The organism is Streptomyces sp. S3(2020) (genome assembly GCF_013044505.1).
GTDB lineage: Bacteria > Actinomycetota > Actinomycetes > Streptomycetales > Streptomycetaceae > Streptomyces.
Genome location: NZ_JABERD010000075.1, coordinates 1 through 23,395, shown reverse-complemented (window position 1 = coordinate 23,395; position 23,395 = coordinate 1). Strand labels below are relative to the sequence as shown.

19 protein-coding genes, 1 tRNA gene and 1 pseudogene are annotated in these 23,395 nt (G+C 71.2%); 14 read left to right on the top strand and 7 right to left on the bottom strand.

Annotation, left to right across the window (positions count from 1 at the left end; all coding sequences use genetic code 11):
* Positions 1–52 precede the first annotated feature (52 nt).
* A complete protein-coding gene (corA, locus tag HLK59_RS23735; RefSeq protein ID WP_171143523.1) occupies positions 53–1,051 on the top strand; it encodes a magnesium/cobalt transporter CorA in 999 nt (332 codons plus the stop codon).
* Between the two features lie 15 nt (positions 1,052–1,066).
* Here corA and HLK59_RS23730 read toward each other — a convergent pair whose 3' ends face one another.
* Together HLK59_RS23730 and HLK59_RS23725 are read right to left on the bottom strand one after the other, a co-directional pair.
* Entirely contained in the window at positions 1,067–1,855 is a 789-nt protein-coding gene (locus HLK59_RS23730; protein ID WP_171143522.1) for a ferritin-like domain-containing protein, read from the bottom strand.
* 234 nt (positions 1,856–2,089) lie between these two features.
* Entirely contained in the window at positions 2,090–3,145 is a 1,056-nt protein-coding gene (locus tag HLK59_RS23725; RefSeq protein ID WP_171143521.1) for an LLM class F420-dependent oxidoreductase, read from the bottom strand.
* A gap of 178 nt (positions 3,146–3,323) precedes the next feature.
* Here HLK59_RS23725 and HLK59_RS23720 point away from each other — a divergent pair, with 178 nt between their 5' ends.
* Both HLK59_RS23720 and HLK59_RS23715 read left to right on the top strand, forming a co-directional pair.
* The gene (locus HLK59_RS23720; protein ID WP_171143520.1) at positions 3,324–4,307 is read left to right on the top strand and encodes an aldo/keto reductase; all 984 of its coding nucleotides are present in this window, start codon (positions 3,324–3,326) and stop codon (positions 4,305–4,307) included.
* On the top strand, positions 4,304–6,499 hold the full coding sequence (locus tag HLK59_RS23715; protein WP_171143519.1) for a helix-hairpin-helix domain-containing protein: 2,196 nt from the start codon (positions 4,304–4,306) through the stop codon (positions 6,497–6,499). The genes HLK59_RS23720 and HLK59_RS23715 overlap by 4 nt, the downstream gene beginning before the upstream one ends.
* 145 nt (positions 6,500–6,644) lie before the next feature.
* On the opposite strand, the gene HLK59_RS23710 is transcribed toward HLK59_RS23715, so the two are convergent.
* On the bottom strand, positions 6,645–7,328 hold the full coding sequence (locus HLK59_RS23710; RefSeq protein ID WP_171143518.1) for a hypothetical protein: 684 nt from the start codon (positions 7,326–7,328) through the stop codon (positions 6,645–6,647).
* Positions 7,329–7,375: 47 nt separating this feature from the next.
* On the opposite strand from HLK59_RS23710, the gene HLK59_RS23705 reads away from it, so the two are divergent.
* The gene (locus tag HLK59_RS23705) at positions 7,376–7,564 is read left to right on the top strand and encodes a DUF5703 family protein (RefSeq protein ID WP_005485166.1); all 189 of its coding nucleotides are present in this window, start codon (positions 7,376–7,378) and stop codon (positions 7,562–7,564) included.
* Between the two features lie 66 nt (positions 7,565–7,630).
* Here HLK59_RS23705 and HLK59_RS23700 read toward each other — a convergent pair whose 3' ends face one another.
* The 3 genes from HLK59_RS23700 to HLK59_RS23690 all read right to left on the bottom strand — a co-directional run bounded on the left by HLK59_RS23700 (position 7,631) and on the right by HLK59_RS23690 (position 10,361).
* On the bottom strand, positions 7,631–8,503 hold the full coding sequence (locus tag HLK59_RS23700) for a chaplin (RefSeq protein WP_171143517.1): 873 nt from the start codon (positions 8,501–8,503) through the stop codon (positions 7,631–7,633).
* A 140-nt stretch (positions 8,504–8,643) separates the two neighbouring features.
* Positions 8,644–8,877: a chaplin ChpH gene (gene chpH, locus HLK59_RS23695; protein WP_037739130.1), complete on the bottom strand. Its 234-nt coding sequence runs from the start codon at positions 8,875–8,877 to the stop codon at positions 8,644–8,646.
* Positions 8,878–9,035: 158 nt separating this feature from the next.
* On the bottom strand, positions 9,036–10,361 hold the full coding sequence (locus tag HLK59_RS23690) for a M20/M25/M40 family metallo-hydrolase (RefSeq protein ID WP_171143516.1): 1,326 nt from the start codon (positions 10,359–10,361) through the stop codon (positions 9,036–9,038).
* A gap of 187 nt (positions 10,362–10,548) precedes the next feature.
* Here HLK59_RS23690 and HLK59_RS23685 point away from each other — a divergent pair.
* From HLK59_RS23685 to HLK59_RS23665, 5 genes are all read left to right on the top strand, one after another.
* Positions 10,549–10,636: transfer RNA gene (locus HLK59_RS23685), tRNA-Leu, on the top strand.
* Between the two features lie 173 nt (positions 10,637–10,809).
* Positions 10,810–12,357 carry a polysaccharide lyase family 1 protein gene (locus HLK59_RS23680; RefSeq protein ID WP_171143515.1) on the top strand — a complete coding sequence of 516 codons (1,548 nt, stop codon included), beginning with the start codon at positions 10,810–10,812 and terminating at the stop codon, positions 12,355–12,357.
* Between the two features lie 230 nt (positions 12,358–12,587).
* Positions 12,588–16,439: a Pls/PosA family non-ribosomal peptide synthetase gene (locus HLK59_RS23675; protein ID WP_171143514.1), complete on the top strand. Its 3,852-nt coding sequence runs from the start codon at positions 12,588–12,590 to the stop codon at positions 16,437–16,439.
* Between the two features lie 74 nt (positions 16,440–16,513).
* Entirely contained in the window at positions 16,514–17,857 is a 1,344-nt protein-coding gene (locus HLK59_RS23670; protein WP_171143543.1) for a M1 family metallopeptidase, read from the top strand.
* 19 nt (positions 17,858–17,876) lie between these two features.
* Entirely contained in the window at positions 17,877–18,254 is a 378-nt protein-coding gene (locus HLK59_RS23665; protein ID WP_171143513.1) for a YchJ family metal-binding protein, read from the top strand.
* Positions 18,255–18,279: 25 nt separating this feature from the next.
* Here HLK59_RS23665 and HLK59_RS23660 read toward each other — a convergent pair whose 3' ends face one another.
* Positions 18,280–18,981 carry a FadR/GntR family transcriptional regulator gene (locus HLK59_RS23660; RefSeq protein WP_171143512.1) on the bottom strand — a complete coding sequence of 234 codons (702 nt, stop codon included), beginning with the start codon at positions 18,979–18,981 and terminating at the stop codon, positions 18,280–18,282.
* A gap of 128 nt (positions 18,982–19,109) precedes the next feature.
* Here HLK59_RS23660 and HLK59_RS23655 point away from each other — a divergent pair, with 128 nt between their 5' ends.
* The 5 genes and pseudogenes from HLK59_RS23655 to HLK59_RS23635 all read left to right on the top strand — a co-directional run.
* Positions 19,110–19,616: a gluconokinase gene (locus tag HLK59_RS23655; RefSeq protein WP_171143511.1), complete on the top strand. Its 507-nt coding sequence runs from the start codon at positions 19,110–19,112 to the stop codon at positions 19,614–19,616.
* 73 nt (positions 19,617–19,689) lie between these two features.
* Positions 19,690–21,087 carry a gluconate:H+ symporter gene (locus HLK59_RS23650; protein WP_171143510.1) on the top strand — a complete coding sequence of 466 codons (1,398 nt, stop codon included), beginning with the start codon at positions 19,690–19,692 and terminating at the stop codon, positions 21,085–21,087.
* 10 nt (positions 21,088–21,097) lie between these two features.
* Complete coding sequence (locus tag HLK59_RS23645) at positions 21,098–21,856, top strand: SDR family oxidoreductase (protein WP_171143509.1); 759 nt, start codon at positions 21,098–21,100, stop codon at positions 21,854–21,856.
* On the top strand, positions 21,856–22,884 hold the full coding sequence (locus HLK59_RS23640) for an L-idonate 5-dehydrogenase (protein WP_171143508.1): 1,029 nt from the start codon (positions 21,856–21,858) through the stop codon (positions 22,882–22,884). The genes HLK59_RS23645 and HLK59_RS23640 overlap by 1 nt, the downstream gene beginning before the upstream one ends.
* A gap of 234 nt (positions 22,885–23,118) precedes the next feature.
* A pseudogene (locus HLK59_RS23635) lies at positions 23,119–23,395 on the top strand (hypothetical protein); the annotation flags it as partial.

Below are 23,395 nucleotides of genomic sequence, written 5' to 3'. Positions count from 1 at the left end.
GTAGGCGTACGCGCGCGTGCGACGGCCGGCGAGCGGCGGGAGAATACGCACTGTGATCGTCGACTGCGCCATCTACCGCGACGGGCGCCGGACGGAGGGGCCCCAGGACTTCTCCGATGCCCTGGCGCAGTGCCGTCGCGGGGGTGACGCCTTCGTCTGGATCGGCCTGTACGAGCCGACGGGGAACGAGTTCGACCGGGTCACGGAGGAGTTCGGGCTGCATCCGCTGGCCGTCGAGGATGCCCTCAACGCCCATCAGCGGCCCAAGCTGGAGGTGTACGACGACTCGCTGTTCATGGTCCTCAAGCCGGTGGGGTACGAGCCGAAGTGCGACATCGTGACCTCCGGTGAGGTCATGGTCTTCGTCGGCGACTCGTTCGTGGTGACCGTGCGCCATGGCGAGGAGGCGCCTCTCGCGGCCGTGCGGCACCGGCTGGAGGAGGAGCCGGAGATGCTCCGGCACGGGCCCACCGCGGTGCTGTACTCGATCGCCGACGCCGTGGTCGACCACTACGTCGAGGTGGCCGAGGAACTGGGCACCGACCTGGCGGAGCTGGAGACGGAGGTGTTCTCGCCGACCGGCGGGGGCTCTCGGCACACGGCGTCCCGCATCTACGCCTTCAAGCGGCAGATCCTGGAGTTCCGCCGGGCCACCGGGCCACTGGCGCAGCCGCTGGCCCGGCTCGCGGGCGGCGGTCTGTCCGGCGTGCGCGTCCCGTTCGTCCACGAGAAGGCGCAGCCCTTCTTCCGTGACGTGAACGACCACCTCACGCGCGTGAACGAGTCCGTGGAGGGCCTGGACCGGCTGGTGTCGGACATCCTGTCGGCCCATCTGGCGCAGATGAGCGTCCGGCAGAACGACGACATGCGGAAGATCTCCGCCTGGGCGGCCATGGCCGCGATCCCCACGATGATCGCGGGGATCTACGGCATGAACTTCGATCACATGCCGGAGCTGCACTGGGTGTGGTCGTACCCCGCGCTGATCGCGGTCATGGCCGTCCTGGAGGTCCTGGTGTTCCGGCTGTTCAAGCGCCGGGGCTGGCTGTAGGGCTGTTCACCGGGTTCAGGCGAACTCGGGGGCCGAGGTGGCCGGTCCGCCGAGGGCGTCGCGTCGCTCGGGCGTTTTCAGGGAGACCATCCGGCGCCAGCCGGCGGCGCGTTCGTAGGCGTAGACCGCGTGGATGCCCGCCGCGAGGACGGCCGACTTCGCCGTCGGCCAGCCCAGGACGCGGCCCATGTGGGCCATGACCGCGAGGCTGACGTCCCGGTAGACGCGGATCTCGGCGAGTGCGCACTCCCGCAGGGTCCGCTGGATGTCCCGGCCGTGCCCGGCGTGGGCGAAGCGCAGCAACTCCTCGTGGCAGTAGGCGAGGTGGTTGTCCTCGTCGGCCGAGATCATCTTCACCGCGCGGCCCAGGTCCGGGTGGTCGGCGAAGTGCTTGCGCAGCAGTTCCATCTGCTCGGACGCGCGTTGCTCGGTGACGCGGCTGTGGGCGAGGTAGGTCACGATGTCCTGCACGGTCAGTGACTGGTCGGCCTTGAGCTTCTCGTGGGCGAGACCGATGCCGCTGTGCTCCAGGAGCATCGTGTAGTCGGTGTCGGCCGGTACGGGGACGGGTTCGAGGCCGCGCTTCTTCATCAGGGCGTTGAAGATCCGCCCGTGCTTGTCCTCGTCCGCGCCGTGCCGGGTGATCTTGGGGGCGAGGTCGCGCTCGCTGTCCGGGACGAGCGCGGCAATGCGGGCGTTCTCCCAGCCGCCCTGCGACTCCCCGCTGGCCGCGATGGAGCAGAACAGGCGGAAGGACTCGTCGTTGTCGATGATCTCCTGGAACAGACTCTTGGCCGAAAGCATCGTGGACACCTCTCTGCGGGACTCCGCGGCATTCCGCAAAGAACGAGTCAAATGCGGCGCGAGAGGTGCTGCAACAGCTGTGTCGGACAACTCCGCCAAAAGGAGGACCCCGGCGGTCACGACGGAGGCGTAACCACACGGGCGCGAGCGCGTTGTTCTGCGTGACGGCCGTGGCGGGGAAGACCCCCGAGCCCCCACCACGGCCGCAGAAACCTCCGGCGGATCCGGCGTGTGTCACGCCAGGCCGGCGCGCTCCAGGGCCTCGGATCCGGCCCGCAGTGCGGCGATCCGCTCGTCGAGCGTGAAGCCCGCGGGCGCGAGGCTCAGCGTGGTGACGCCGGCCGCCGCGTACTCCTTCATCCGGTCCGCGATGCGGTCCACGGAACCGAGCAGTGCCGTCTTGTCGATCAGGTCGTGCGGGATGGCGGCCGCGGCGCCCTGCTTATCACCGGACAGGTACTTCTCCTGGACCTCGGCGGCCGCCGCCTCGTAGCCCATGCGCTGGGCGAGCTGGTTGTAGAAGTTCTGCTTGGCGCTGCCCATGCCGCCGACGTACAGCGCGGTGTAGGGGCGGAAGGTGTCGGCGAGCGTGGCCACGTCCTTGTCCTCGCCGAGGGCGAGCGGGAGCGTCGGGTGGACGTCGAACCCGTCGAGGGTCTTGCCCGCCTTCTCGCGTCCGGCACGCAGGTGCTTGAGGGTCGTCTCCTCAAGGTGCTCGGCGGACGGGAAGATGAGGAGCGCGCCGTCGGCGATCTCGCCGGTCTGCTCCAGGTTCTTCGGTCCGATCGCGGCGATGTAGAGCGGGATGTGCTCGCGCTCGGGGTGCACGGTCAGCTTGAGCGGCTTGCCGGGGCCGCCGGGCAGCGGCAGCGTCCAGTGCTCGCCGTCGAACGACAGCCGCTCGCGCGTCATCGCCTTGCGGACGATCCCGACGTACTCACGCGTGCGTGCCAGCGGCTTGTCGAACTTGACGCCGTACCAGCCCTCGGAGACCTGCGGCCCGGAGACGCCGAGGCCGAGGCGGAAGCGGCCGCCGGAGAGCGAGTCGAGGGTGGCGGCGGTCATCGCGGTCATCGCCGGCTGACGGGCCGGGATCTGGAAGATGGCCGAGCCGATGTCGATGCGCTCGGTCTGCGCCGCGACCCAGCTGAGCACGGTGGCCGCGTCGGAGCCGTAGGCCTCGGCGGCCCAGCACACGGCGTACCCGAGTCGGTCGGCCTCCTGGGCGACGGCGAGATTGTCCGCGTCCATTCCGGCGCCCCAGTAACCGAGGTTGATGCCGAGCTGCATGGCCGATTCCCCTTACCCATCAGTAACGTCCCTTGTTTCCCGACCTTAGCGCGGGGCGCGCGGATCGGGGCAGCTGGCGGTCGTGTTCTTCCGCCCACATGAACGCGCGTGTCGCTGGGGGAAACTGGTTGTCCACAGGCCCCCACACCACTGGTTCAGGCCAGTAATGTCGGCGTTCATGGAGCAGAGGCATCTCGGCCGCACCGGCCTGCGTGTGTCCCGCATCGGACTCGGAACCCTCACGTGGGGCAGGGACACCGACGAGCACGACGCCGCGGACCTCTTGAAGACGTTCTGGGAAGCCGGCGGCAGCCTCGTCGACACCGCGGACGTGTACGGCGACGGGGAGTCCGAGTATCTGCTCGGACGTCTCATAGAAGGGCTGATCCCGCGCCGGGATCTGGTCATCTCCACCAAGGCGGGCAGCGTGCCCGACCCGGATCGGCGGTTCGACGGCTCGCGCGGCCATCTGCTCTCCGCGCTGGACGCCTCGCTGGCCCGGCTCGGCACGGACTACGTCGATGTGTGGCAGGTCCACTCCTACGACCCGGACACCCCGCTGGAGGAGACCCTCCAGGCGCTCGACCTCGCGGTCAGCAGCGGCCGCGCGCGGTACGCCGGGGTCTCCAACTTCTGCGGCTGGCAGCTCGCCAAGGCCGCGACCTGGCAGCTGGCGGCCCCGGGCACCCGGACCCGGCTGGCCGCGACACAGCTGGAGTACTCCCTGCTCCAGCGCGGCATCGAGCGCGAGGTGCTGCCCGCGGCGCTGGACCTGGGCATCGGCCTGCTGCCGTCGTCCCCGCTGGGCCGCGGGGTCCTGACGGGCAAGTACCGCACCGCCACGCCGGCCGACTCGCGGGGCGCCTCGGAGCATCTCGCCCCCTTCGTCGCGCCCTACCTCGACGACACGGCCGGCCACATCGTGGACGCCGTGCAGACCGCTGCCGACGGGCTCGCGGTGACCCCTCTCCAGGTGGCCCTCGCCTGGGTCCGCGACCGGCCCGGCGTGACCGCGCCGATCGTCGGCGCGCGCAACGCGCAGCAGCTCACGGCGGCATTGTCAGTGGAGGCCCTTAGTCTTCCTGACGAGATCTGCCGGGCGCTCGACGATGTGTCGGCGCCCGTGCACCGCTATCCCGATCACGACTGGAGCACGCTGTGAGCACGGAGCCGGAGCCCACGGAGGAGACCGAGCCGCAATCGCCGGGCACCGCGGAGGACGCGGTCGCCGAGGCCGACGACACCGAGGCGGGGGCGGTGGCCGCAGGTGACGAGGGCGAGACGGCCGCGGACGCCGAGGGCGGCTCGGACGAGGCGTCCGGTGAGGCTTCCGCGTCCGACGGCGAGCAGGGCGAGGCCGCGGCGAAGCTGTCCGAGGCCGCGGCCGAGCTCGCGGCGCAGAAGCTGGAGCGGGAGCGGATCGCCCGGCGGAAGGCCGAGAAGCAGGGACCCGTCGAGGCCGGCACCAAGCTCAGCGGGAAGGCCGCCGATCTGCTGGCCGCCGTACGGGCCGTGGAGAGCGGGGCCAAGCCGGCGGCGACCGTGTTCGCCGAGCCCGAGCCACCGCGCCGGCCCGCGCCGGAGCCCGTACAGCGCCCTCAGCCGGTTTCGGCCGACGTGCCCGCGGCTCCCTCGGCTCCCTCGGCGCAGACCGTCGATTCCGTACGCCGGGTACTGGCCGACGGCGGTGCGCCGGAGGCCCTCGTCCCGCAGGTCGCCGCCGCGCTCGGCGAGGGTGCCGCCGAGCAGCTGCGCGAGGACCCCTGGCAGTTGCTGCGGGTCGCGGGGGTGCGGCCCGAGCAGGCCGACGGGTTCGCGCGGGCGCTGCTCGGCGCGGAGTGCGGTCCCGACGACGAGCGGCGGGGCCGGGCGATGACCGTCTGGCTGCTGGAACAGGCGGCCGTGGCCGGGCACACGGCTCTCGAACTTCCCACGCTCACGACGGCGTTGGGCAAGCAGGGCGTGCCGGATGCCGACGCGGCCGTGCAGAGCACCCTCGCGGAGGCCGAGGCGCTGGCCTTCCAGGACGCCCTCGACCCGCGGGCCCCGGAACCGGAGGAGGGCGAGGAGCGCCCGGTCCGTGTCCTGGTCGGCCTGGAGCGGTACGCGATGGCGGAGGAGAGCCTCGCCGACGGACTGGCCCGGCTGATCAACTCCGTACCGAAGCAGGACGGTTCGGCCGAGGACTGGGAGCGTGCCGCCGACTCGGCCAAGGGCTCCGCCGGTGAACTGATCCGCGCGGTCGCGGGCGGCGGACTGGTCCTTCACACCGGCGGCGAGGCGTCCCTGGCGGAACCGGCGGCCCTGCTCCAGGCGGCCCACGGACTCGGTCTGCGCGCCTGGGCGGCGGCCCACGGCCCCCTGGGACGGGACCGCTTCGCGGCGCTGGCCTCCCGCGACACCGCCACCACCGTCACCGGCCTCCTCTCCGGCGCCGAAGGTCCCGGCCGCGATGCCGACGGCGCGCTCGACCTCGACCTCCTCGTGGTCCTCGACGCTCCGCAGCTGGACGTGGAGAGTGCGGCGCTGCTGACGGAGTCGTTGCCGGACGGGGCGCGGCTGGTGCTGGCCGGGGATCCGGCGGTGCTGGGGTCGGCGGGGCCGGGGCGGGTGTTCAGCGATCTGCTGGCCGCGCGCGTCTGCCCCCAGATCGCCTCCCGGCGGCCGGACCCGGGCCCCCTCGGCGAGCTGGTCTCCGGTATCGGCATCGGCGAGCTGAACCAGGTCGAGGCCCCCGGCAAGGAGGTCGTGATCGTGCCGGCGCGGGACGCGGGCGAGGCCGTGCACCGGACCGTGCAACTGGTCGCGGACTCGGTGCCGCGGGCGATCGGTGTTCCGCCCGAGGAGACCCAGGTGATCACGCCGGGCCATGGCGGCGCGGCGGGCACACGAGCCCTGAACGCGGCCCTCAAGGAGCGCCTCAACCCGGGCCCGGGCCGTTTCGGCGGCTTCGACCCCGGCGACCGCGTCGCCTACTCCCCCGCCCCCGGCCGCTCCCTGCCGGGCCACGTGGTGAAGGCGGACGCGGAGGGACTCCATCTGTCCTGCGCGGGCGAGCCCGTCGTCGTACCGAAGGAGCGTGTCGAGGAGTCCGTACGCCACGGCTGGGCCCTGACCGCCCACCAGGCCGCGGCCGGCCGCTGGCCGGCGGTGGTCGTGGTGCTCCCGGGAGACGCGGCACAAGCCCTCAGCCGCCCGTGGGTCTACACGGCCTTCGGCCGGGCGGAACGCCATCTCTCCGTGGTCCAGGGCGCGGACCAGGCCCTCCCGAGAGCCGTGGCCGAGATCCAGGCGAAGCCCCGCACGACCCGGCTTCCCGTGCTGCTGGGGACGCAGGTACCAGCGTCCGGCTGACCCACCTCGGGGACGCGGGGCTGTATCGATTCGCGGCTCCGCCGCGTGGGCGCGACCAGCCACGACGCAGCCGCACACGCAAGACGGCGGCGGTCACGGAACCCTCCGTGACCGCCGCCGCCCAAGCCCGGCGCACAGCGCGGTGTTACGCGTGCCGCTCCAGATCCTCGTCCTCGTCCAGCTCCGCGTCCAGCTCGTCCAGCTCGTCCTCGACGTCGTCGACGTCGTCGATCTCGTCGTCGAACACCGCGCTGACGTCGAACCGGCACACCACCCGCTGCGGGTCGATCTGCTCGAAGGGCCCCGCCAGCCACTCACCGGGAGCGGCCTGCTCGTCCGCCGCGATCACCCACAGCGTGGAGTCGCCCTCCTCCAGGCCGAACTCCTTGTGCCGTGAGGCGATCTCGTCCGGTTCGAACTCTCCGAACAGGATGTCCAACGCTCCGTGCACCGTGGCGGACGCCTCCGCACCGTCCTCGTAGTCCGCCGCCTCGACCCGCTGGGCCTGCGCCAGCAGCCGCTGCGGCTCCGCCACCGCGTAGTCACGGCGGATCAGCACGCTCACCGCGTGCGGTTCCTCGGGACCGGTGTACGGCGGCACGTCGTCCGTGCCGGGGATCTCGAAGGGAGTGACCTCGTCGTAGCGGTCGTAGAGCAGCTCGTCGTACGCCTCGGCGGCCGCGGCGAGCTCGTTGAACGCCTCGTAGACGGCCGGGTCGTCCTCCCCCGACCGGCGTTCGACCGCGGCCAGGTGGCGGTCGAGTGCGGTCTTGACCGCCTCGGCGGCGGCACGTACCTCGGCAGCGGTGGGCTGCACAGCATCAGACATAGTGCAGACGCTATCCGTACCGGGCCCCAGCCCGCACAATAGATGCGATGCCGGAATACGAATTTGTCGACGTGTACGTACCGCGCGGGGTCTCCCGCAAGGACGCCACACGACTGCTGACCGACCATGCGGAGTACGGACACTGGGAGTTGGACCGCCTGAGCCTGCTGCGTGACGGAAGCCGCAGGGTGCGGCTGCGCCGCAGGATCATCCGCCAGGTTCGTGCCACCTGGTGAGATGACGCGACGGAAACGGAGCGGGCCCCGCCGTTGCGGGGCCCGCTCCGTCATGCGCCGGGTTCGCTACGCGGACGCCCGCGCCTTGCGGTAGAGCACCGCGCCCGCCAGCAGTACGCCCGCCCCGACCGGCAGGGTGAGCCCCAGCGGCAGGTCGCTGCCCGTGTGGGCGAGCTGGGCATCGCCGTACGGCTGGGTGACCGACTGGGTACCGGAGTGGTCGCCGCCCGGTGAGCCCGGCGTCCCGTGAGCCGAGGACGGCGGCGTGCCCGGGGTTCCAGGGGTGCCCGGAGTGGTTCCAGGGGTGCCCGGGGTTCCAGGGGTTCCAGGAGACCCTGGGGTGCCCGGCTCCACAGGGTTGCCCGGCTGGCCCGGACCGCCCGGCTGGCCCGGACCGCCCGGAGGCGTCTGGCCGCCACCACCCGGAGGTGTGCCGGGGTGCCCGCCGCCGGAGCCGCCGCCGTTCGCGCAGTCGTTGCCCGTGGTGGAGTTCCCGATCCCGATGACGTCGACGCTGTTGCCGCAGACGTTCACCGGGACGTGCACCGGGGCCTCGACATGGTTGCCGGAGCCGACGCCCGGCGAACCGCTCGCGTGACCGTCGGACGACGAACCACCGCCGCCGGAGCCACCCCCGTGCCCGCCGCCGTACCCGCCCCCGTACCCGCCGTCGTCGCCGTACCCGCCGGACGATCCGCTCTTGTCGGCGCACTTGTTGCCCATGGCCGGGTTGAGCACCCCGACCACGTCGACGGTGTTGCCGCAGACGTTCACCGGCGCGTGCACCGGCGCCTGCACCGTGTTGCCCGACAGCACGCCGGGCGAGTTCGAGCTCGATCCGTTCGCGGCCGAGTCGGCGTGGGCGGCGCCGCCCGCTGCGGCGATCACCCCGGTCGCGGCCGCCACCGTCATCAGGCCCTTGCGGGTCACCTGTCGCATTCCTGAATTCCCCCTGCCTTTTCGCTTACGACCTGCAATCCTCGTGAAAAGACCGGTCGGCCCCGGAGCGCATGGCGCGCGCTCCGAGGCCGACGGTCGTGTAAACGCCCCTCAGAGGAATGTCCCTCCGGGGGTCGGCGTCACTTGTTGATGCAGGTGTTGCCGAAGGCGGGGTTCAGCACGCCGATCACGGAGACCGTGTTGCCGCAGACGTTCACCGGGATGTGAACGGGCACCTGGACGACGTTGCCGGACAGGACACCCGGGGAGTGCACAGCGGCACCCTGAGCACCCGAGTCGGCGACGGCGAGGCCCGCACCCGCGAGAACCAGGCCACCAGTGGCAGCCGCAGCGGCGACGACCTTCTTGATCATTATTCCTCCTTGTTGGCAAAAGCGATCTCGTGTTGCCGATCGCATCACCTGTAACGAGGAGGGAGTATTGAAGCTACGAGCCTATGAGCGCATTCACCCTTCTCATTCATTTCCGCACGGGCTGTCGAATATCGACGTCAAGGCCCGGCTTACCGGCGTCAGGAAGCGTCGATGAACCGGTCGAGCACCCGTACACCGAACTTGAGCCCCTCCACGGGCACCCGCTCGTCGATGCCGTGGAACATGCCGGCGAAGTCGAGTTCCGGCGGCAGCTGGAGCGGCGCGAAGCCGAAGCAGCGGATACCGAGGTCGTCGAAGGACTTGGCGTCGGTGCCGCCGGAGAGCATGTAGGGCACCGCCTTCGCGATCGGGTCCTCGGCGCTGAGGGCGGTCTGCATGGCGTCGACGAGCCTCCCGTCGAAGTCGGTCTCCAGCGCCTTGTCCCCGTGCACGTCCTCGCGGCGCACGCGCGGGCCGAGGATCCGGTCGAGGTCGGCGAGGAACTCCTGCTCGTAGCCGGGCAGGAAGCGGCCGTCGACGTGGGCGGTGGCCTGGCCGGGGATGACGTTGACCTTGTAGCCGGCGCCGAGCATGGTGGGCGCCGCCGAGTTCCTGAGGGTCGCGCCGACCATCTTGGCGATGCCGCCGAGCTTGGCGAGGGTCTCGTCCATGTTCTCGGGGTCGAGCTCGGTGCCGAGCGCGTCGGAGAGCTCGTCGAGGAAGGACCGCACGGTCTTGGTGACCCGCACCGGCCACTTGTGCCGCCCGAGCCGGCCGACGGCCTCGCACAGCTCGGTGATGGCGTTGTCGTCGTTGGTCATCGAACCGTGGCCCGCGGTGCCGTCCACGGTGAGCCGCATCCAGTGCATGCCCTTCTGGGCGGTCTCGACCAGGTAGAGCCGCAGGTTCTCGTTGACGGTGAAGGAGAACCCACCGACCTCGCCGATCGCCTCGGTGACGCCCTCGAAGAGATCGGGGTGCTTGTCGACGAGATACCGGGCGCCGTACGTGCCGCCCGCCTCCTCGTCGGCGAGGAAGGCGAGGACGATGTCACGCGGGGGCTTGCGGCCGCTGCGCAGCCGGTCACGGACGACCGCGAGGGTCATCGCGTCCATGTCCTTCATGTCGACGGCGCCGCGCCCCCACACACACCCGTCGGCGACCTCGCCGGAGAAGGGGTGGTGGGTCCAGTCCGCCGCGTTGGCCGGGACGACGTCGGTGTGCCCGTGGATGAGCAGCGCCGGCTTGGAGGGGTCCTCGCCCGCGATGCGGGCGACCGTGGAGGCGCGCCCCTGGTGGGACTCGAAGATCTGCGGTTCGAGGCCCACCTCGGCGAGCTTCTCGGCGACGTACTCGGCGGCCTTGCGCTCGCCCGGGCCCGAGTGGTCGCCGTAGTTGCTGGTGTCGATCTGGATCAGCTCTCGGCAGAGGTCCACGACCTCGTCCTCGCCGGTGACGTGCCTGGTCGTGTCCGTCCCGCTCACGGTGGTTCCTCCCGCTGTCACTGCTGGTGGTTCCCCTCATCCTCCCTCCCCGACCGGCCGCGCCCAAGAGCGGACCCGGCCCGTCACACGCCGTTCACGCCGGGACGAGGGGGTGATCGGGGCACTTCGAAAGCCTGGTAATGTTTCCTTTGTCGCCGCGAGGGGAACCCCGCGCGACAGACACCTTGTCCGGGTGGCGGAATGGCAGACGCGCTAGCTTGAGGTGCTAGTGCCCTTTATCGGGCGTGGGGGTTCAAGTCCCCCCTCGGACACCAGCTGAAACCCCTGTTGATCAGGGGTTTTTTGCTTTTCCCGCGCATCTGGTCTTCCCGCGCATCTGCGAAATCTCCCCCGCCGAGTCGGCAACTTCGTGCCCCTCCGCGGTCACCACTCCCTGACAGTGCACCATCCAGCACCCCTTATTCAGGGACGAACAGGGATGAAGCGGATGAGACGAGCACGTGCACCACGGCTGTACGCGGCGATGGCCGGGCTGGGCCTGGCCATCGCGACCGGCGCGGTACTGGTGATGCCGGAGGCCTCGGCGGCCACCGCGGCCGCCACCGGTTACGCGACCCAGAACGGCGGAACCACCGGCGGCGCGGGCGGGACGACCGTGCGGGCCACCACCGGGACGCAGATCCACGCGGCCCTGTGCGGCCGGGCCAGCAGCAGCACCCCGATCGTCATCGAGGTCGAGGGGACGATCAACCACGGCAACACGGCGAAGGTCTCGGGCGACAGCTGCAACACGGCCGCCGGTGTGATCGAGCTGAAGCAGATCAGCAACGTCACCCTGATCGGCGTCGGCAGCGGTGCCGTCTTCGATCAACTGGGCATCCATATCCGCGAGTCGAGCAACATCGTCATCCAGAACGTGACCGTCCAGAACGTCAAGAAGTCGGGCTCGCCGACCTCCAACGGCGGTGACGCCATCGGCATGGAGAGCGATGTCCGCAACGTCTGGGTCGACCATGTCTCGCTCGTCGCGTCCGGCGGCGAGTCGGAGGGCTACGACGGGCTCTTCGACCTCAAGGACAACACCCAGTACGTCACCCTCTCGTACAGCACCCTGCGCAACTCGGGCCGCGGCGGTCTCATCAACTCCAGTGACAGCGACCTGACCAGCAGCTACGTCACGTTCCACCACAACCTGTACGAGAACATCGACTCGCGCGCCCCTCTGCTGCGCGGCGGCACGGCGCACCTCTACAACAACCACTACGTGAGCCTGAACGAGTCCGGCATCAACTCCCGGGCCGGCGCCAAGGCGAAGGTGGACAACAACTACTTCGAGGACTCCAAGGACGTCCTCGGCACCTTCTACACCGACCTGGCCGGGTACTGGCAGGTCAGCGGGAACGTCTTCGACAACGTGACGTGGTCCGCCGCCGGGGACGAGAACAACCCGGCGGGACCCGACCCGGTGTCCAACACCTCGGTGAGCATTCCGTACGCCTACACCCTCGACCAGGCGTCCTGCGTGCCCGCCGTCGTGGCCAGGACGGCGGGCGCGGGCACGGGTCTGGCCGTGTCGGACGGCAGCTGCACGGCCCAGACGCCGACAGCGACACCGACCGCCACGACCACTCCCACGACCACTGCGACACCCACACCGACGGCCACCGGCGGGACCAACCTGAGCATCGGGGCGGGGGCCGACGGTTCGAGCAAGGCCGACGGCACGAGTTACGGCAATGTGCGGGACGGCGACCCGAGCACGTACTGGTCGCCGAACGGCTCGACCGGCTATGTGTCGGTCAAGTGGGGCGCGGCCACCACAGTCTCGAAGGCCGTCATCAAGGAGACCTCGGCCGGCGCGGGAGCCATCGGCTCCTGGCAGCTCCTCGACGCCGACACCGGCGCGGTCCTGGCCTCCGGCAGCGGAGCGGGCACGATCACCTTCCCGCAGACCTCCCTGAAGAAGCTCACCTTCAGCGTCACCAGCTCCAACAGCACTGTCCAGATCGCCGAATTCGAGACGTACGCCCAGTAGAACGCAATGTGGGGCATGTCTCGCCCTGCGTATCGAACCGCAGGTCAGACCATACGAGGCCCGTTCGGGAAGCCACCCGAACGGGCCTCTCCGGTGGCCGTTCAGAGGGCTCGTACCTAGCGTCGTACTAAAATTTCCGGCTTGTTACGGAGCTGGACCCGGACAACCCCAGGCAGACCTGCGGGCCCGCCAGCGCCCCGGAGGCTTCCGGGATCGAGACGCGAGGACCGATGGCAGCCATACACGAGAGCAGCGCTCTCGGCCTGCTCGAGGAAGAGATCCGCGAGCGGTTCGGTGATACGGCACGTTTCTCCGGGGGCCCGGCGGCCTCCGCGCGCACCCTCGTCGACGTCTTCGACGCCTCCGTGCGGTCGTACCCGGACGAGCCCGCTCTGGACGACGGCACGACCTGTCTGACCTACCGTGCGCTGGCCGTTGAGGTCGAGCGGCTGCGCCGCGGGCTCGCGGACGCCGGGGTCGGGCTCGGCGACCGGGTGGGCGTCCGCGTGCCGTCCGGGACCAACGACCTCTACGTCGCGATTCTCGCCGTGCTCGCCGCCGGTGCCGCCTACGTCCCGGTGGACGCCGAGGACCCGGACGAGCGGGCCGAGTTGGTGTTCGGGGAGGCGGACGTACGTGCCGTCGTCGGGGCCGGTCACGAGCTGACCGTGACCGGACGCAGCGAGGTCCTCGCCGCCCGGCCCGGCATCGGGCACGACGCCTGGGTCATCTTCACCTCCGGGTCCACCGGCAAGCCCAAGGGTGTCGCCGTCAGTCACCGCAGTGCCGCCGCGTTCGTGGACGCCGAGGCCGCGCTGTTCCTCACGGACGACCCCATCGGTCCGGCTGACAGGGTCATGGCGGGGCTGTCGGTCGCCTTCGACGCGTCCTGCGAGGAGATGTGGCTGGCGTGGCGGTACGGGGCCTGTCTGGTGCCGGTGCCGCGTGCGCAGGTCAGGAGCGGCGCCGATCTGGGGCCGTGGCTGGTGGAGCAGGAGATCACCGTCGTGTCGACGGTGCCGACGCTCGCCGCGCTCTGGGAGCCGGAGACCCTCAACGACGTACGGCTGCTGATCTTCGGTGGTGAGGCGTGCCCGCCCGAGCTGGCGCAGCGGCTGGTGACCGAGGGGCGCGAGGTCTGGAACACGTACGGGCCGACCGAGGCGACCGTGGTGGCCTGTGCCTCGCTGATGAGCGGCGCGGAGCCGATCCGGATCGGGCTGCCGTTGGACGGCTGGGAGCTGGCCGTCGTCGACGAGGCCGGGGAGCCCGTGCCGATGGGCGCGAGTGGGCAGTTGGTGATCGGCGGGGTCGGTCTGGCCCGGTACCTGGACGCCGAGAAGGACGCGGAGAAGTACGCGCCGCTTCAGTCGCTGGGCTGGGAGCGGGCGTACCGCAGCGGTGACCTCGTCAAGGCGGAGCCGGAGGGGCTGGTCTTCCTCGGGCGGGCCGACGAGCAGATCAAGCTCGGTGGGCGCCGTATCGAGCTCGGTGAGGTCGACGCCGCCCTCCAGGCGCTGCCCGGGGTCGCGGGGGCGGCCGCCGCCGTGCGCACCGCCCGCAGCGGCAATCAGCTCCTCGTCGGGTACGTCGTCACGCAGGACGGCTGGGACCACGCGGCGGCCGTCGGGAAGCTGCGGGCTGAACTGCCCGCGGCGCTGGTGCCGTTGCTGGCGCCGGTCGACGAACTGCCGACGCGCACCAGCGGCAAGGTGGACCGCAACGCCCTGCCCTGGCCCCTGGAGGGTCTGGAAACGGGCGGCCCCGCCGAGCAGTTGTACGGCACCGAGGCGTGGCTCGCCGAGCAGTGGAGCGAGGTGCTCGGCATCCCGGTGTCGAGCGCGCGCGACGACTTCTTCGCGATCGGCGGCAGCAGCCTGGCCGCCGCCCAGCTCACCACTCGGCTGCGCACCCGTTACCCGAGCGCGGCCGTCCTCGACATCTACCAGCAGCCCGTGCTGCGGAAACTGGCGCGGCATCTGGAGGAGTCGGCGCAGGACGACGGGGCCGCGCGGATCGTCGCCCCGGTGCCGGTGCGCGCCCAGGTGGTCCAACTCCTCGCCCTGATCCCCCTGTTCACGGTGCTCGGACTGCGCTGGACCGTGGTGCTGGCCGCGCTGGGCAACGTACTGCCCTATGCGTGGTTGCCGACCGCCTCCTGGTGGCTGGTCGGGGCGGCGGCGCTGGTGCTGTTCAGCCCGCCCGGTCGGCTCGCGATCGCGGCCGGTGGTGCGCGGCTGCTGCTGCGGGGTGTGCAGCCGGGGCGGTACGCGCGCGGTGGCGGGGTGCATCTGCGGCTGTGGGCGGCCGAGCGGCTGGCCGAGTTCAGCGGGGCGACCTCGCTGACCGGGTCGTGGCTGGAGCGGTACGCACGGGCGCTGGGCGCCAAGGTCGCCCCTGATGTCGACCTGCACTCGCTGCCGCCGGTGACCGGCATGCTCAAGCTGGGCCGGGGTGCGGCCGTCGAGTCCGAGGTGGATCTGTCCGGGTGGTGGCTGGACGGCGACCGGCTGGAGATCGGCACGGTCAAGGTGGGCGCGCACGCGGTCGTCGGGACGCGCAGCATCCTCTTCCCGGGCGCGCGGGTCGGCAAGCGGGCCGAGGTGGCGCCGGGTTCGGCGGTCACCGGGCAGGTGCCCACCGGTCAGCGCTGGGCGGGCGCGCCCGCGGTCAAGCTGGGCAAGGCGAAGCGGAACTGGCCCAAGGAGCGGCCGCGCAAGGGCACGTACTGGCGGGTGATGTACGGCCTGACGGGCTTCGCGCTCAGCGCGCTTCCGGTGCTGGCCGGGGTGGCCGCGTTCCTCGTGGGACGCGAGCTCTTCACGCCGGACCAGCCCCTGCGGGGCGCGATGGCCGCCCTGGTACCGGCGACGCTCGCGTTCGGGCTGGCGTACGCGCTGCTGATCCTGGTCGCCGTACGGCTGCTGAGCCTGGGGCTGCGTGAGGGCACGCATCCGACGCACAGCCGGGTCGGCTGGCAGGCCTGGACCGTCACCCAGCTGATGGACCGCTCGCGGGAGGTGCTGTTCCCGCTGTACGCCGGGCTGGTCACGCCGGTGTGGCTGCGGCTGCTCGGGATGCGGATCGGGCGGGGCGCGGAGGTGTCGACCGTGCTCGCGCTGCCGAGCCTGACGACGGTCGGTGAGGGCGCGTTCCTGGCCGACGACACGCTGACCGCGCCGTACGAGCTCGGTGGCGGCTGGATGCGGATCGGGCGGGCGGAGATCGGGCGGCGGGCCTTCCTCGGGAACTCGGGGATGACCGCGCCGGGGCGGTCCGTGCCGGACGGCGGGCTGGTCGGTGTGCTGTCGGCGACGCCGAAGAAGGCGAAGAAGGGCAGCTCGTATCTGGGGCTGCCGCCGGTGAAGCTGCCCCGGGCCGCCGCCGGCGGCGACCAGAGCCGGACGTACGACCCGCCGGCGCGGCTGCTGTGGGCGCGCGGTCTGGTGGAGCTGTGCCGGATCGTGCCGGTGTTCTGCTCGGCGGCGATCGGGGTGCTGACGGTGGCGGCGCTGTGTGCGCTGGGTGTGTGGGCGTGGGCGCTGTCGGGCCTGGTGCTGCTCGCGGCGGGTGCCGTGGCCGCGCTGGTGTCCGTCGTCGCCAAGTGGCTGCTCGTGGGGCGGCACCGCAGTGGGGAGCATCCGCTGTGGAGCGGCTTCGTGTGGCGCAACGAGCTCGCGGACACGTTCGTCGAGGTCGTGGCGGTGCCGTGGCTGGCGGGTTCCGTGCCCGGTACGCCACTGATGACGGCGTGGCTGCGGGGGCTCGGTGCGCGCGTCGGCAAGGGCGTGTGGGTGGAGAGCTACTGGCTGCCGGAGACGGATCTGGTGACCCTGGAGGACGCGGCGACGGTGAACCGGGGCTGCGTGCTCCAGACGCACCTCTTCCACGACCGGATCTTGCGGACGGATACTGTGGTCCTCCGTGAGGGCGCGACGCTGGGTCCTGGCGGGATCGTGCTGCCCGGCAGCACGATCGGGGCCCGGACGACCCTGGGTCCCGCGTCGCTCGTCATGGCAGCGGAGTCCGTCCCCGACGACACCCGTTGGCTCGGCAACCCGATCGAGGCATGGCGTCCCTGAACGCCGGCCACTCGGCACGGGAGAGCGGTGGACCCGAGCGGAGTGGTGGCATGGCACAGGGAGTAGACACAGCGGTGGCGGTTCAGCAGGCGGCGGGTTCGGACCCGTATTTCCCGGAGAACGGTGACGCGCGGTACCGGGTGCACCGGTACGAGCTCGCGCTGGACTACCGTCCGGGCCCGAACCGGCTGTCGGGCACGGTCCGGATCAACGCCATAGCGGGACGGTCGCCGCTGGGCGAGTTCTTCCTGAACCTGGCCGATTTCAAGGTCGGCCGGGTGCGGGTGGACGGTCGGCAGCCGCACTACACGCATCGCGGCGGCAAGCTGCGGATCCGGCCCGCGAAGCCGCTACGGGCCGGGGCCGCGTTCACGGTCGAGGTGCACTGGGCGGGCAATCCCAAGCCGGTGAACAGCCCGTGGGGCGGTCTGGGCTGGGAGGAGCTGGAGGACGGGGCGCTGGTGGCGAGCCAGCCGATCGGGGCGCCGTCCTGGTACCCGTGCAACGACCGGCCGGCGGACAAGGCGTCGTACCAGATCTCGATCACCACGCCGTCCGCGTACTCGGTGGTGGCGGGCGGGCGGCTGCTGACCCGTACGACGAAGGCCTCGACGACGACCTGGGTGTACGAGCAGTCGGCGCCGACGTCCAGCTATCTGGTGGGGCTGTCGATCGGCAAGTACCAGACGGTGCTGCTGGGCGATCCCGGCCTCGGCGGGGTGCCGCAGCACGGGCACATCCCGTCGCATCTGCTTCCCCAGTTCTCCCGGGACTTCGCGCGCCAGCCGCAGATGATGGGCCTGTTCCAGGAGCTGTTCGGCCCGTATCCCTTCGACGAGTACGCGGTCGTGGTGACGGAGGAGGAGCTCGATGTCCCGGTCGAGGCACAGGGGTTGTCGCTGTTCGGCGCCAACCATGTGGACGGGGCGCGGGGTTCGGAGCGGCTGGTCGCGCACGAGCTGGCCCACCAGTGGTTCGGCAACAGCGTGTCCATCGCCGACTGGCGGCACATCTGGCTGAACGAGGGGTTCGCGAAGTACGCCGAGTGGCTGTGGTCGGAGCGGTCGGGCGGGCGGACGGCCCAGCAACTCGCGGGAGCGGCACACCGGTTGCTGTCGTCCCTGCCACAGGACCTCAAGCTCGCCGATCCGGGCCGCAAGTCGATGTTCGACGACCGGCTCTACGAACGGGGCGGCCTCGCCGTGCACGCGGTGCGCTGCGCCATGGGCGACGTGGCCTTCTTCCGTATGCTGCGCGGCTGGGCGGGGCTGCACCGGAGCGGAGCGGTGACCACGACGACGTTCACCGCACACGCCTCCCGCTTCTCGCCCGAGCCGTTGGACGAGGTGTTCCAGGCGTGGGTGTACGGGACGGCGCTGCCGCCGGTGCCGATGCCGGAGACACGGGCGGCCGGCTAGTTCCGGGAGAATGTCGGCCATGAGCACGCGTTCCTGCCCCTGCGGCCTGCCCGAGTCCTACGACAAGTGCTGCGGCCGCTATCACTCCGGCGCCGCCGCCGCGCCGACCGCCGAGGCGCTGATGCGGTCGCGGTACTGCGCGTTCGTCGAGCAGGACGCCGCCTATCTGCTGCGCACCTGGCACCCGAGGACCCGCCCGGCCCGCCTCGACCTCGATGCGGGCATGCGCTGGACCGGGCTGGAGATCCTCGGCACGGGTGACGGGTCGGCGTTCCACTCCGTGGGGACGGTGACCTTCCGGGCCTCGTTCCGGGGCGGGTCGCTGCATGAGCGGAGCCGGTTCGAGCGGGTGGACGGGGCGTGGGTGTACGTGGACGGGGAGTTTCTCGGAGACTGACCGTTCAGGGCGCCCGACGGCCCGTTCAGGGCGCGAGGATGTCCAGCTCCTGCAACGCCCCCACCGTGATCTCCCGGGTCAGGGTCTCCGCGCGGACCGCGTCGCCCGCGCGGACCGCCTCGGCGACCTGGACGTGGAGGGTGACCGCGGCCGGGTCGGGGTCCTCGAACATGATCTCGTGATGGGTGCGGCCGGCGAGGACCTCGGCGACGACGTCTCCCAGGCGGGCGAACATCTCGTTGCCGGAGGCGGTGAGGATCACGCGGTGGAAGGCCATGTCGTGGACGAGATAGCCGTCCAGTTGATGGCCCCGTGAGTGGGCGACCATGCCCAGCGCGCACTCGGTGAGTTCGGCGCACTGCTCCGCCGTGGCGTGCTTCGCGGCCAGGCCCGCCGCGACCGGTTCGAGCGCGGAGCGCAGCACGGTCAGTGACCGCAGCTGCTGGGGGCGGTCGGCGCCGGCCAGGCGCCAGCGGATGACCTGCGGGTCGTAGACGTTCCACTGCGCCTTCGGGCGGACCGTGACGCCGACGCGGCGGCGGGACTCGACCAGGTGCATGGACTCCAGGACGCGGACCGCCTCGCGCATCACCGAGCGGGACACATCGAACTGCTGGGCCAGCTCGTCCGTGCGCAGGACGCTGCCCGGCGGGTACTCGCCCGCGGTGATCGCGGGGCCGAGGGATTCCAGTACTTGGCCGTGCAGCCCCCGGCCCGATGTGCTCATGCACTCAGCGTACGCGTCAGATCACGGACCCAAAAAGTCAGACTTATTTGTCACAGACTCTTGAATTCGTCGTACCTAATGGGTTTCAGTTGCGTCGACATCACGTCAACGAAGACAGGTAGGCAGCGATGAACACCCCCCATGTCGTCGTGGTGATGGGCGTCGCGGGCACCGGCAAGACCACCATCGGTCCGCTGCTCGCCGCCCGTCTCGGCGTCCCGTACGCCGAGGGCGACGACTTCCACCCGCCGGCCAACATCACCAAGATGTCGGCCGGCACCCCGCTCACCGACGACGACCGGTGGCCGTGGCTGGACGCCATCGGCGACTGGGCGGACGGCCGGGCGGGGCTCGGCGGGGTGGTCAGCTGCTCGGCGCTGAAGCGCTCGTACCGCGACCGGCTGCGCACCGCCGCTCCCGGGCTCGTCTTCGTGCACCTCGCGGGCGATCGCGCCCTCATCGAGGACCGCATGTCCCATCGACAGGGGCACTTCATGCCGACCGCGCTCCTCGACTCCCAGTTCGCGACCCTCCAGCCCCTGGAGAGCGACGAGGCGGGTGTCGTCGTGGACGTCACCGGCGGCCCCGAGGAGATCACCGCCAGGGCGGCCAAGGCCCTGACCGAGCTCCCGTAACACCCCCCGCAGCACCTCCGTAGGACCCCCGTAGCACCCTCTCCCCCATCCCCGTACCTGCAAGGGAACCCCCGTGACCAGACTCAGCGTCGAGTTGCTGGCAGCGGATCCGGTCGAGCCCATCACCTCGGCCGGTCACGCTCAGCTGGGCATCGCAGTCCTGGCGGGCATCGCCGTCATCGTCCTGCTCATCACCAAGTTCAAGCTCCACGCGTTCCTGTCGCTGACCATCGGGTCGCTGGCGCTGGGCGCCTTCGCCGGAGCGCCGCTCGACAAGGCCATCACCAGCTTCACGACCGGCCTCGGCACCACCGTCGCCGGTGTGGGTGTGCTGATCGCGCTGGGCGCGGTCCTCGGCAAGATGCTCGCCGACTCCGGCGGCGCCGACCAGATCGTCGACACCATCCTCGCCAAGGCGGGCGGCCGCTCGATGCCGTGGGCGATGGTGCTGATCGCCTCGGTGATCGGTCTGCCGCTGTTCTTCGAGGTCGGCGTCGTGCTGCTGATCCCGGTCGTCCTGATGGTCGCCAAGCGCGGCAACTACTCGCTGATGCGTATCGGCATCCCGGCGCTGGCCGGTCTGTCCGTGATGCACGGCCTGGTCCCGCCGCACCCCGGCCCGCTGGTCGCGATCGACGCGATCGGGGCCGACCTGGGTGTCACGCTGGCGCTCGGTGTGCTCGTCGCCATCCCGACCGTGATCATCGCCGGTCCGCTGTTCTCCCGGTACGCGGCCCGCTGGGTGGACGTCCCGGCGCCCGAGAAGATGATCCCCCAGCGCGTCTCCGAGGACCTGGAGAAGCGTCCCGGCTTCGGCGCCACGCTGATCACGATCATGCTGCCGGTCATCCTGATGCTGTCCAAGGCGCTCGTCGACATCATCATCGACGACAAGGAGAACACCACCCAGCGGGTCTTCGACGTCATCGGTTCGCCGCTGATCGCCCTGCTCGCCTCCGTGCTCCTCGGCATCTTCACGCTGCTGCGGCCCGCGGGCTTCGGCAAGGACCGGGTCTCCGGCCTGGTGGAGAAGGGTCTCGCGCCCATCGCGGGCATCCTCCTCATCGTCGGCGCGGGCGGCGGCTTCAAGCAGACGCTGATCGACACCGGCGTGGGCGCGATGATCCTCGACATCTCCAAGGACTGGTCGATCCCGGCCCTGCTGCTGGCCTGGCTGATCGCGGTCGCGATCCGTCTGGCGACGGGTTCCGCGACGGTGGCCACCGTCTCCGCGGCCGGTCTGGTGGCACCGCTGGCCGCCGACATGTCGACGACCCACGCGGCCCTGCTGGTCCTCGCCATCGGCGCGGGTTCCCTCTTCTTCAGCCATGTCAACGACGCCGGTTTCTGGCTGGTGAAGGAGTACTTCGGCCTGAGTGTCGGCCAGACGCTCAAGACCTGGTCCGTCATGGAGACGATCATCTCGGTGGTCGCGGGCGGTTTCGTCCTGCTGCTCTCCCTCATCATCTAGGGGTACGACGATGAGTCACCCTCTGTTCGACATCAGCGGCAGGACCGCCCTGGTCACGGGCTCCAGCCGGGGCATCGGACTCGCCCTGGCCCGGGGTCTCGCGGAGGCCGGCTGCACGGTGGTCCTCAACGGGCGGGACGGCGAGCGGCTCACCGAGGCCGCCGCCGGACTTCCCGGGGATGTGCGCACGGCCGTGTTCGACGTGACCGACTCCGCCTCGGTGGCCGCCGGGATAGCGGACGTCGAGGAACGGGTCGGCCCGCTCGACATCCTGGTCAACAACGCGGGCATGCAACTGCGGGCCCCGCTCCTGGAGTTCACCGACTCCGACTGGCACCGCATCCTGGACACCAACCTGACCAGCGCGTTCCTGGTCGGCCGGGAGGCGGCCCGGCGGATGACGGAACGCGGCCACGGGAAGATCGTCAACATCTGCTCGCTCCAGAGCGAGGTGGCCCGCCCGGGCATCGCGCCCTACGCGGCCACCAAGGGCGCGCTGAAGATGCTCACCAAGGGCATGTGCGCCGACTGGGGTCCGCACGGCGTCCAGGTCAACGGCCTCGGCCCCGGCTACATCGAGACCGAACTGACCCGGGCCCTCGTCGAGGACGAGGAGTTCAGCTCCTGGGTGCGTCGCCGCACCCCGGCCGGCCGCTGGGGCCGTACGCGGGACCTGGTGGGCGGGGTGCTCTTCCTCGCCTCGCCCGCCGCGGACTTCGTCAGCGGGCAGATCCTGTACGTCGACGGCGGAATGACGAGCGTGCTGTGATGACCCTCGGTTGTGTGATCCATGGGCAAGGCGACCTGCGGGTCGAGGAGTTGGCGGCGCCGTCGCCCGGTCCGGGGCAGGCCCTGGTCGCGGTCCGCTACGGCGGGGTCTGCGGCTCCGATCTGCACTACTGGCGGCACGGCGGGGTCGGGGACTTCCGGCTGAGGGAGCCGATGCTGCTCGGGCACGAGGTGGTCGGCACGGTCCTCTCGTACGGTGACGGAGCGTCAGGTCCCCTTCCCGGTACAGCTGTCGCGGTGCACCCGGCCACGCCCTGCGGGGTGTGTCCGGAGTGCGCCGACGGTCGGCGCAATGTCTGCCGGGACACCCGCTATCTCGGCAGCGCGGCACGCTTTCCGCATGTCCAGGGCGGGTTCGCCGCCCAAGTGGTGGTGCCCGCCGAACAGTTGAGGCCGCTGCCGGACGGTCTCGACCTCCGCCGGGCGGCTCTCGCCGAGCCCCTGTCCGTCGCGTTGCACGCGGTGCGGCGGGCCGGGGAGGTCGCGGGCAGGCATGTGCTCGTCACCGGTGCCGGGCCCATCGGCTGTCTGGTGGTCGCGGCGGCGAAAGCGGCCGGTGCGGCCCGGGTGACGGTGACGGATCTGCTGCCCGCGGCACTGCGGTACGCGGAGATCGCCGGCGCCGACACCGTCGTACGGGCCGACGATCCGGATGATGCCGGGTGGCCGTCCGAGGTGGACGTGGCCGTCGAGGCTTCCGGGGTCGCTGCCGGGCTGGACACCTGTCTGAGGCTGGTGCGGCGCGGGGGTGTGGTCGTGCAGCTCGGGATGCTGCCGCCGGGGCAGTCGCCGTTCGCCGGGAATCTGGTGGTGAGCCGGGAGATCGAGCTGCGGGGGGCGTTCCGTTTCGACGGGGAGTTCGACGCGGCGCTGGATCTGCTCGCGGCCGAGCCGTCGTTCGACGGGCTGGTCAGCGCGGTGGTACCGGTCCGGGCGGCGGAGTCGGCGTTCGCGCTGGCCGCGGACCGGACCGTGTCCTGCAAGGTGCTGCTGGACTTCGAGGGCTGAGCCGGCTTCCCGCGTCGGCAGCCGGACCGGGCTCCTTCGTCGTCCTGCAAGATCCTGCTGGGCTTCGGGGGTTGACTGCGGCTTCCGCTTCGTGAAGCGGAAGCCGTGAGCCCGTTCGCTTGCAAGATCCTGCTCGACTTCGGGACCGAATCGGCTTCCGTCCCGACGCGGTCGGCCCGATGATGGAAGGCCCCTGGGAACGGCATCCCAGGGGCGACCGTGTCGGGGGGCGTCATGGCGGTTTCCCTCGGGATGCGTATCTCGGGGCTGCTCGTCGTCGGAGCGGTGGCGGTGGCCGCCGCGGCCTTCACCGGTGACGGGAGTGACCCGTCGGACAGAGGCGACGGCGGGGCCACGATCGTCACGGTCGGCCCCTCGGGCCGTGCGCCGGCGGGCGGTACCGGCTCACCCGCCCCACCCGTCGTCCCGGCACGGCCCAAGGCCGACGGACATGTGAACAGCCCCACCGCCACTCCCGGGCCGCTGCGGAGCCCGGACGCCTCGCCCACCC

Bases quoted from the DNA above. Each gene is read 5' to 3' on its own strand.
- HLK59_RS23665 (WP_171143513.1), top strand. From the start codon at position 17,877: ATGAGCACGCGTTCCTGCCCCTGCGGCCTGCCCGAGTCCTACGACAAG.
- HLK59_RS23680 (WP_171143515.1), top strand. From the start codon at position 10,810: ATGAGACGAGCACGTGCACCACGGCTGTACGCGGCGATGGCCGGGCTG.
- HLK59_RS23710 (WP_171143518.1), bottom strand. From the start codon at position 7,328: ATGTCTGATGCTGTGCAGCCCACCGCTGCCGAGGTACGTGCCGCCGCC.
- HLK59_RS23705 (WP_005485166.1), top strand. From the start codon at position 7,376: ATGCCGGAATACGAATTTGTCGACGTGTACGTACCGCGCGGGGTCTCC.
- HLK59_RS23655 (WP_171143511.1), top strand. From the start codon at position 19,110: ATGAACACCCCCCATGTCGTCGTGGTGATGGGCGTCGCGGGCACCGGC.
- HLK59_RS23730 (WP_171143522.1), bottom strand. From the start codon at position 1,855: ATGCTTTCGGCCAAGAGTCTGTTCCAGGAGATCATCGACAACGACGAG.
- HLK59_RS23700 (WP_171143517.1), bottom strand. From the start codon at position 8,503: ATGCGACAGGTGACCCGCAAGGGCCTGATGACGGTGGCGGCCGCGACC.
- chpH (WP_037739130.1), bottom strand. From the start codon at position 8,877: ATGATCAAGAAGGTCGTCGCCGCTGCGGCTGCCACTGGTGGCCTGGTT.
- HLK59_RS23725 (WP_171143521.1), bottom strand. From the start codon at position 3,145: ATGCAGCTCGGCATCAACCTCGGTTACTGGGGCGCCGGAATGGACGCG.
- HLK59_RS23660 (WP_171143512.1), bottom strand. From the start codon at position 18,981: ATGAGCACATCGGGCCGGGGGCTGCACGGCCAAGTACTGGAATCCCTC.
- HLK59_RS23675 (WP_171143514.1), top strand. From the start codon at position 12,588: ATGGCAGCCATACACGAGAGCAGCGCTCTCGGCCTGCTCGAGGAAGAG.
- HLK59_RS23645 (WP_171143509.1), top strand. From the start codon at position 21,098: ATGAGTCACCCTCTGTTCGACATCAGCGGCAGGACCGCCCTGGTCACG.
- HLK59_RS23640 (WP_171143508.1), top strand. From the start codon at position 21,856: ATGACCCTCGGTTGTGTGATCCATGGGCAAGGCGACCTGCGGGTCGAG.
- HLK59_RS23720 (WP_171143520.1), top strand. From the start codon at position 3,324: ATGGAGCAGAGGCATCTCGGCCGCACCGGCCTGCGTGTGTCCCGCATC.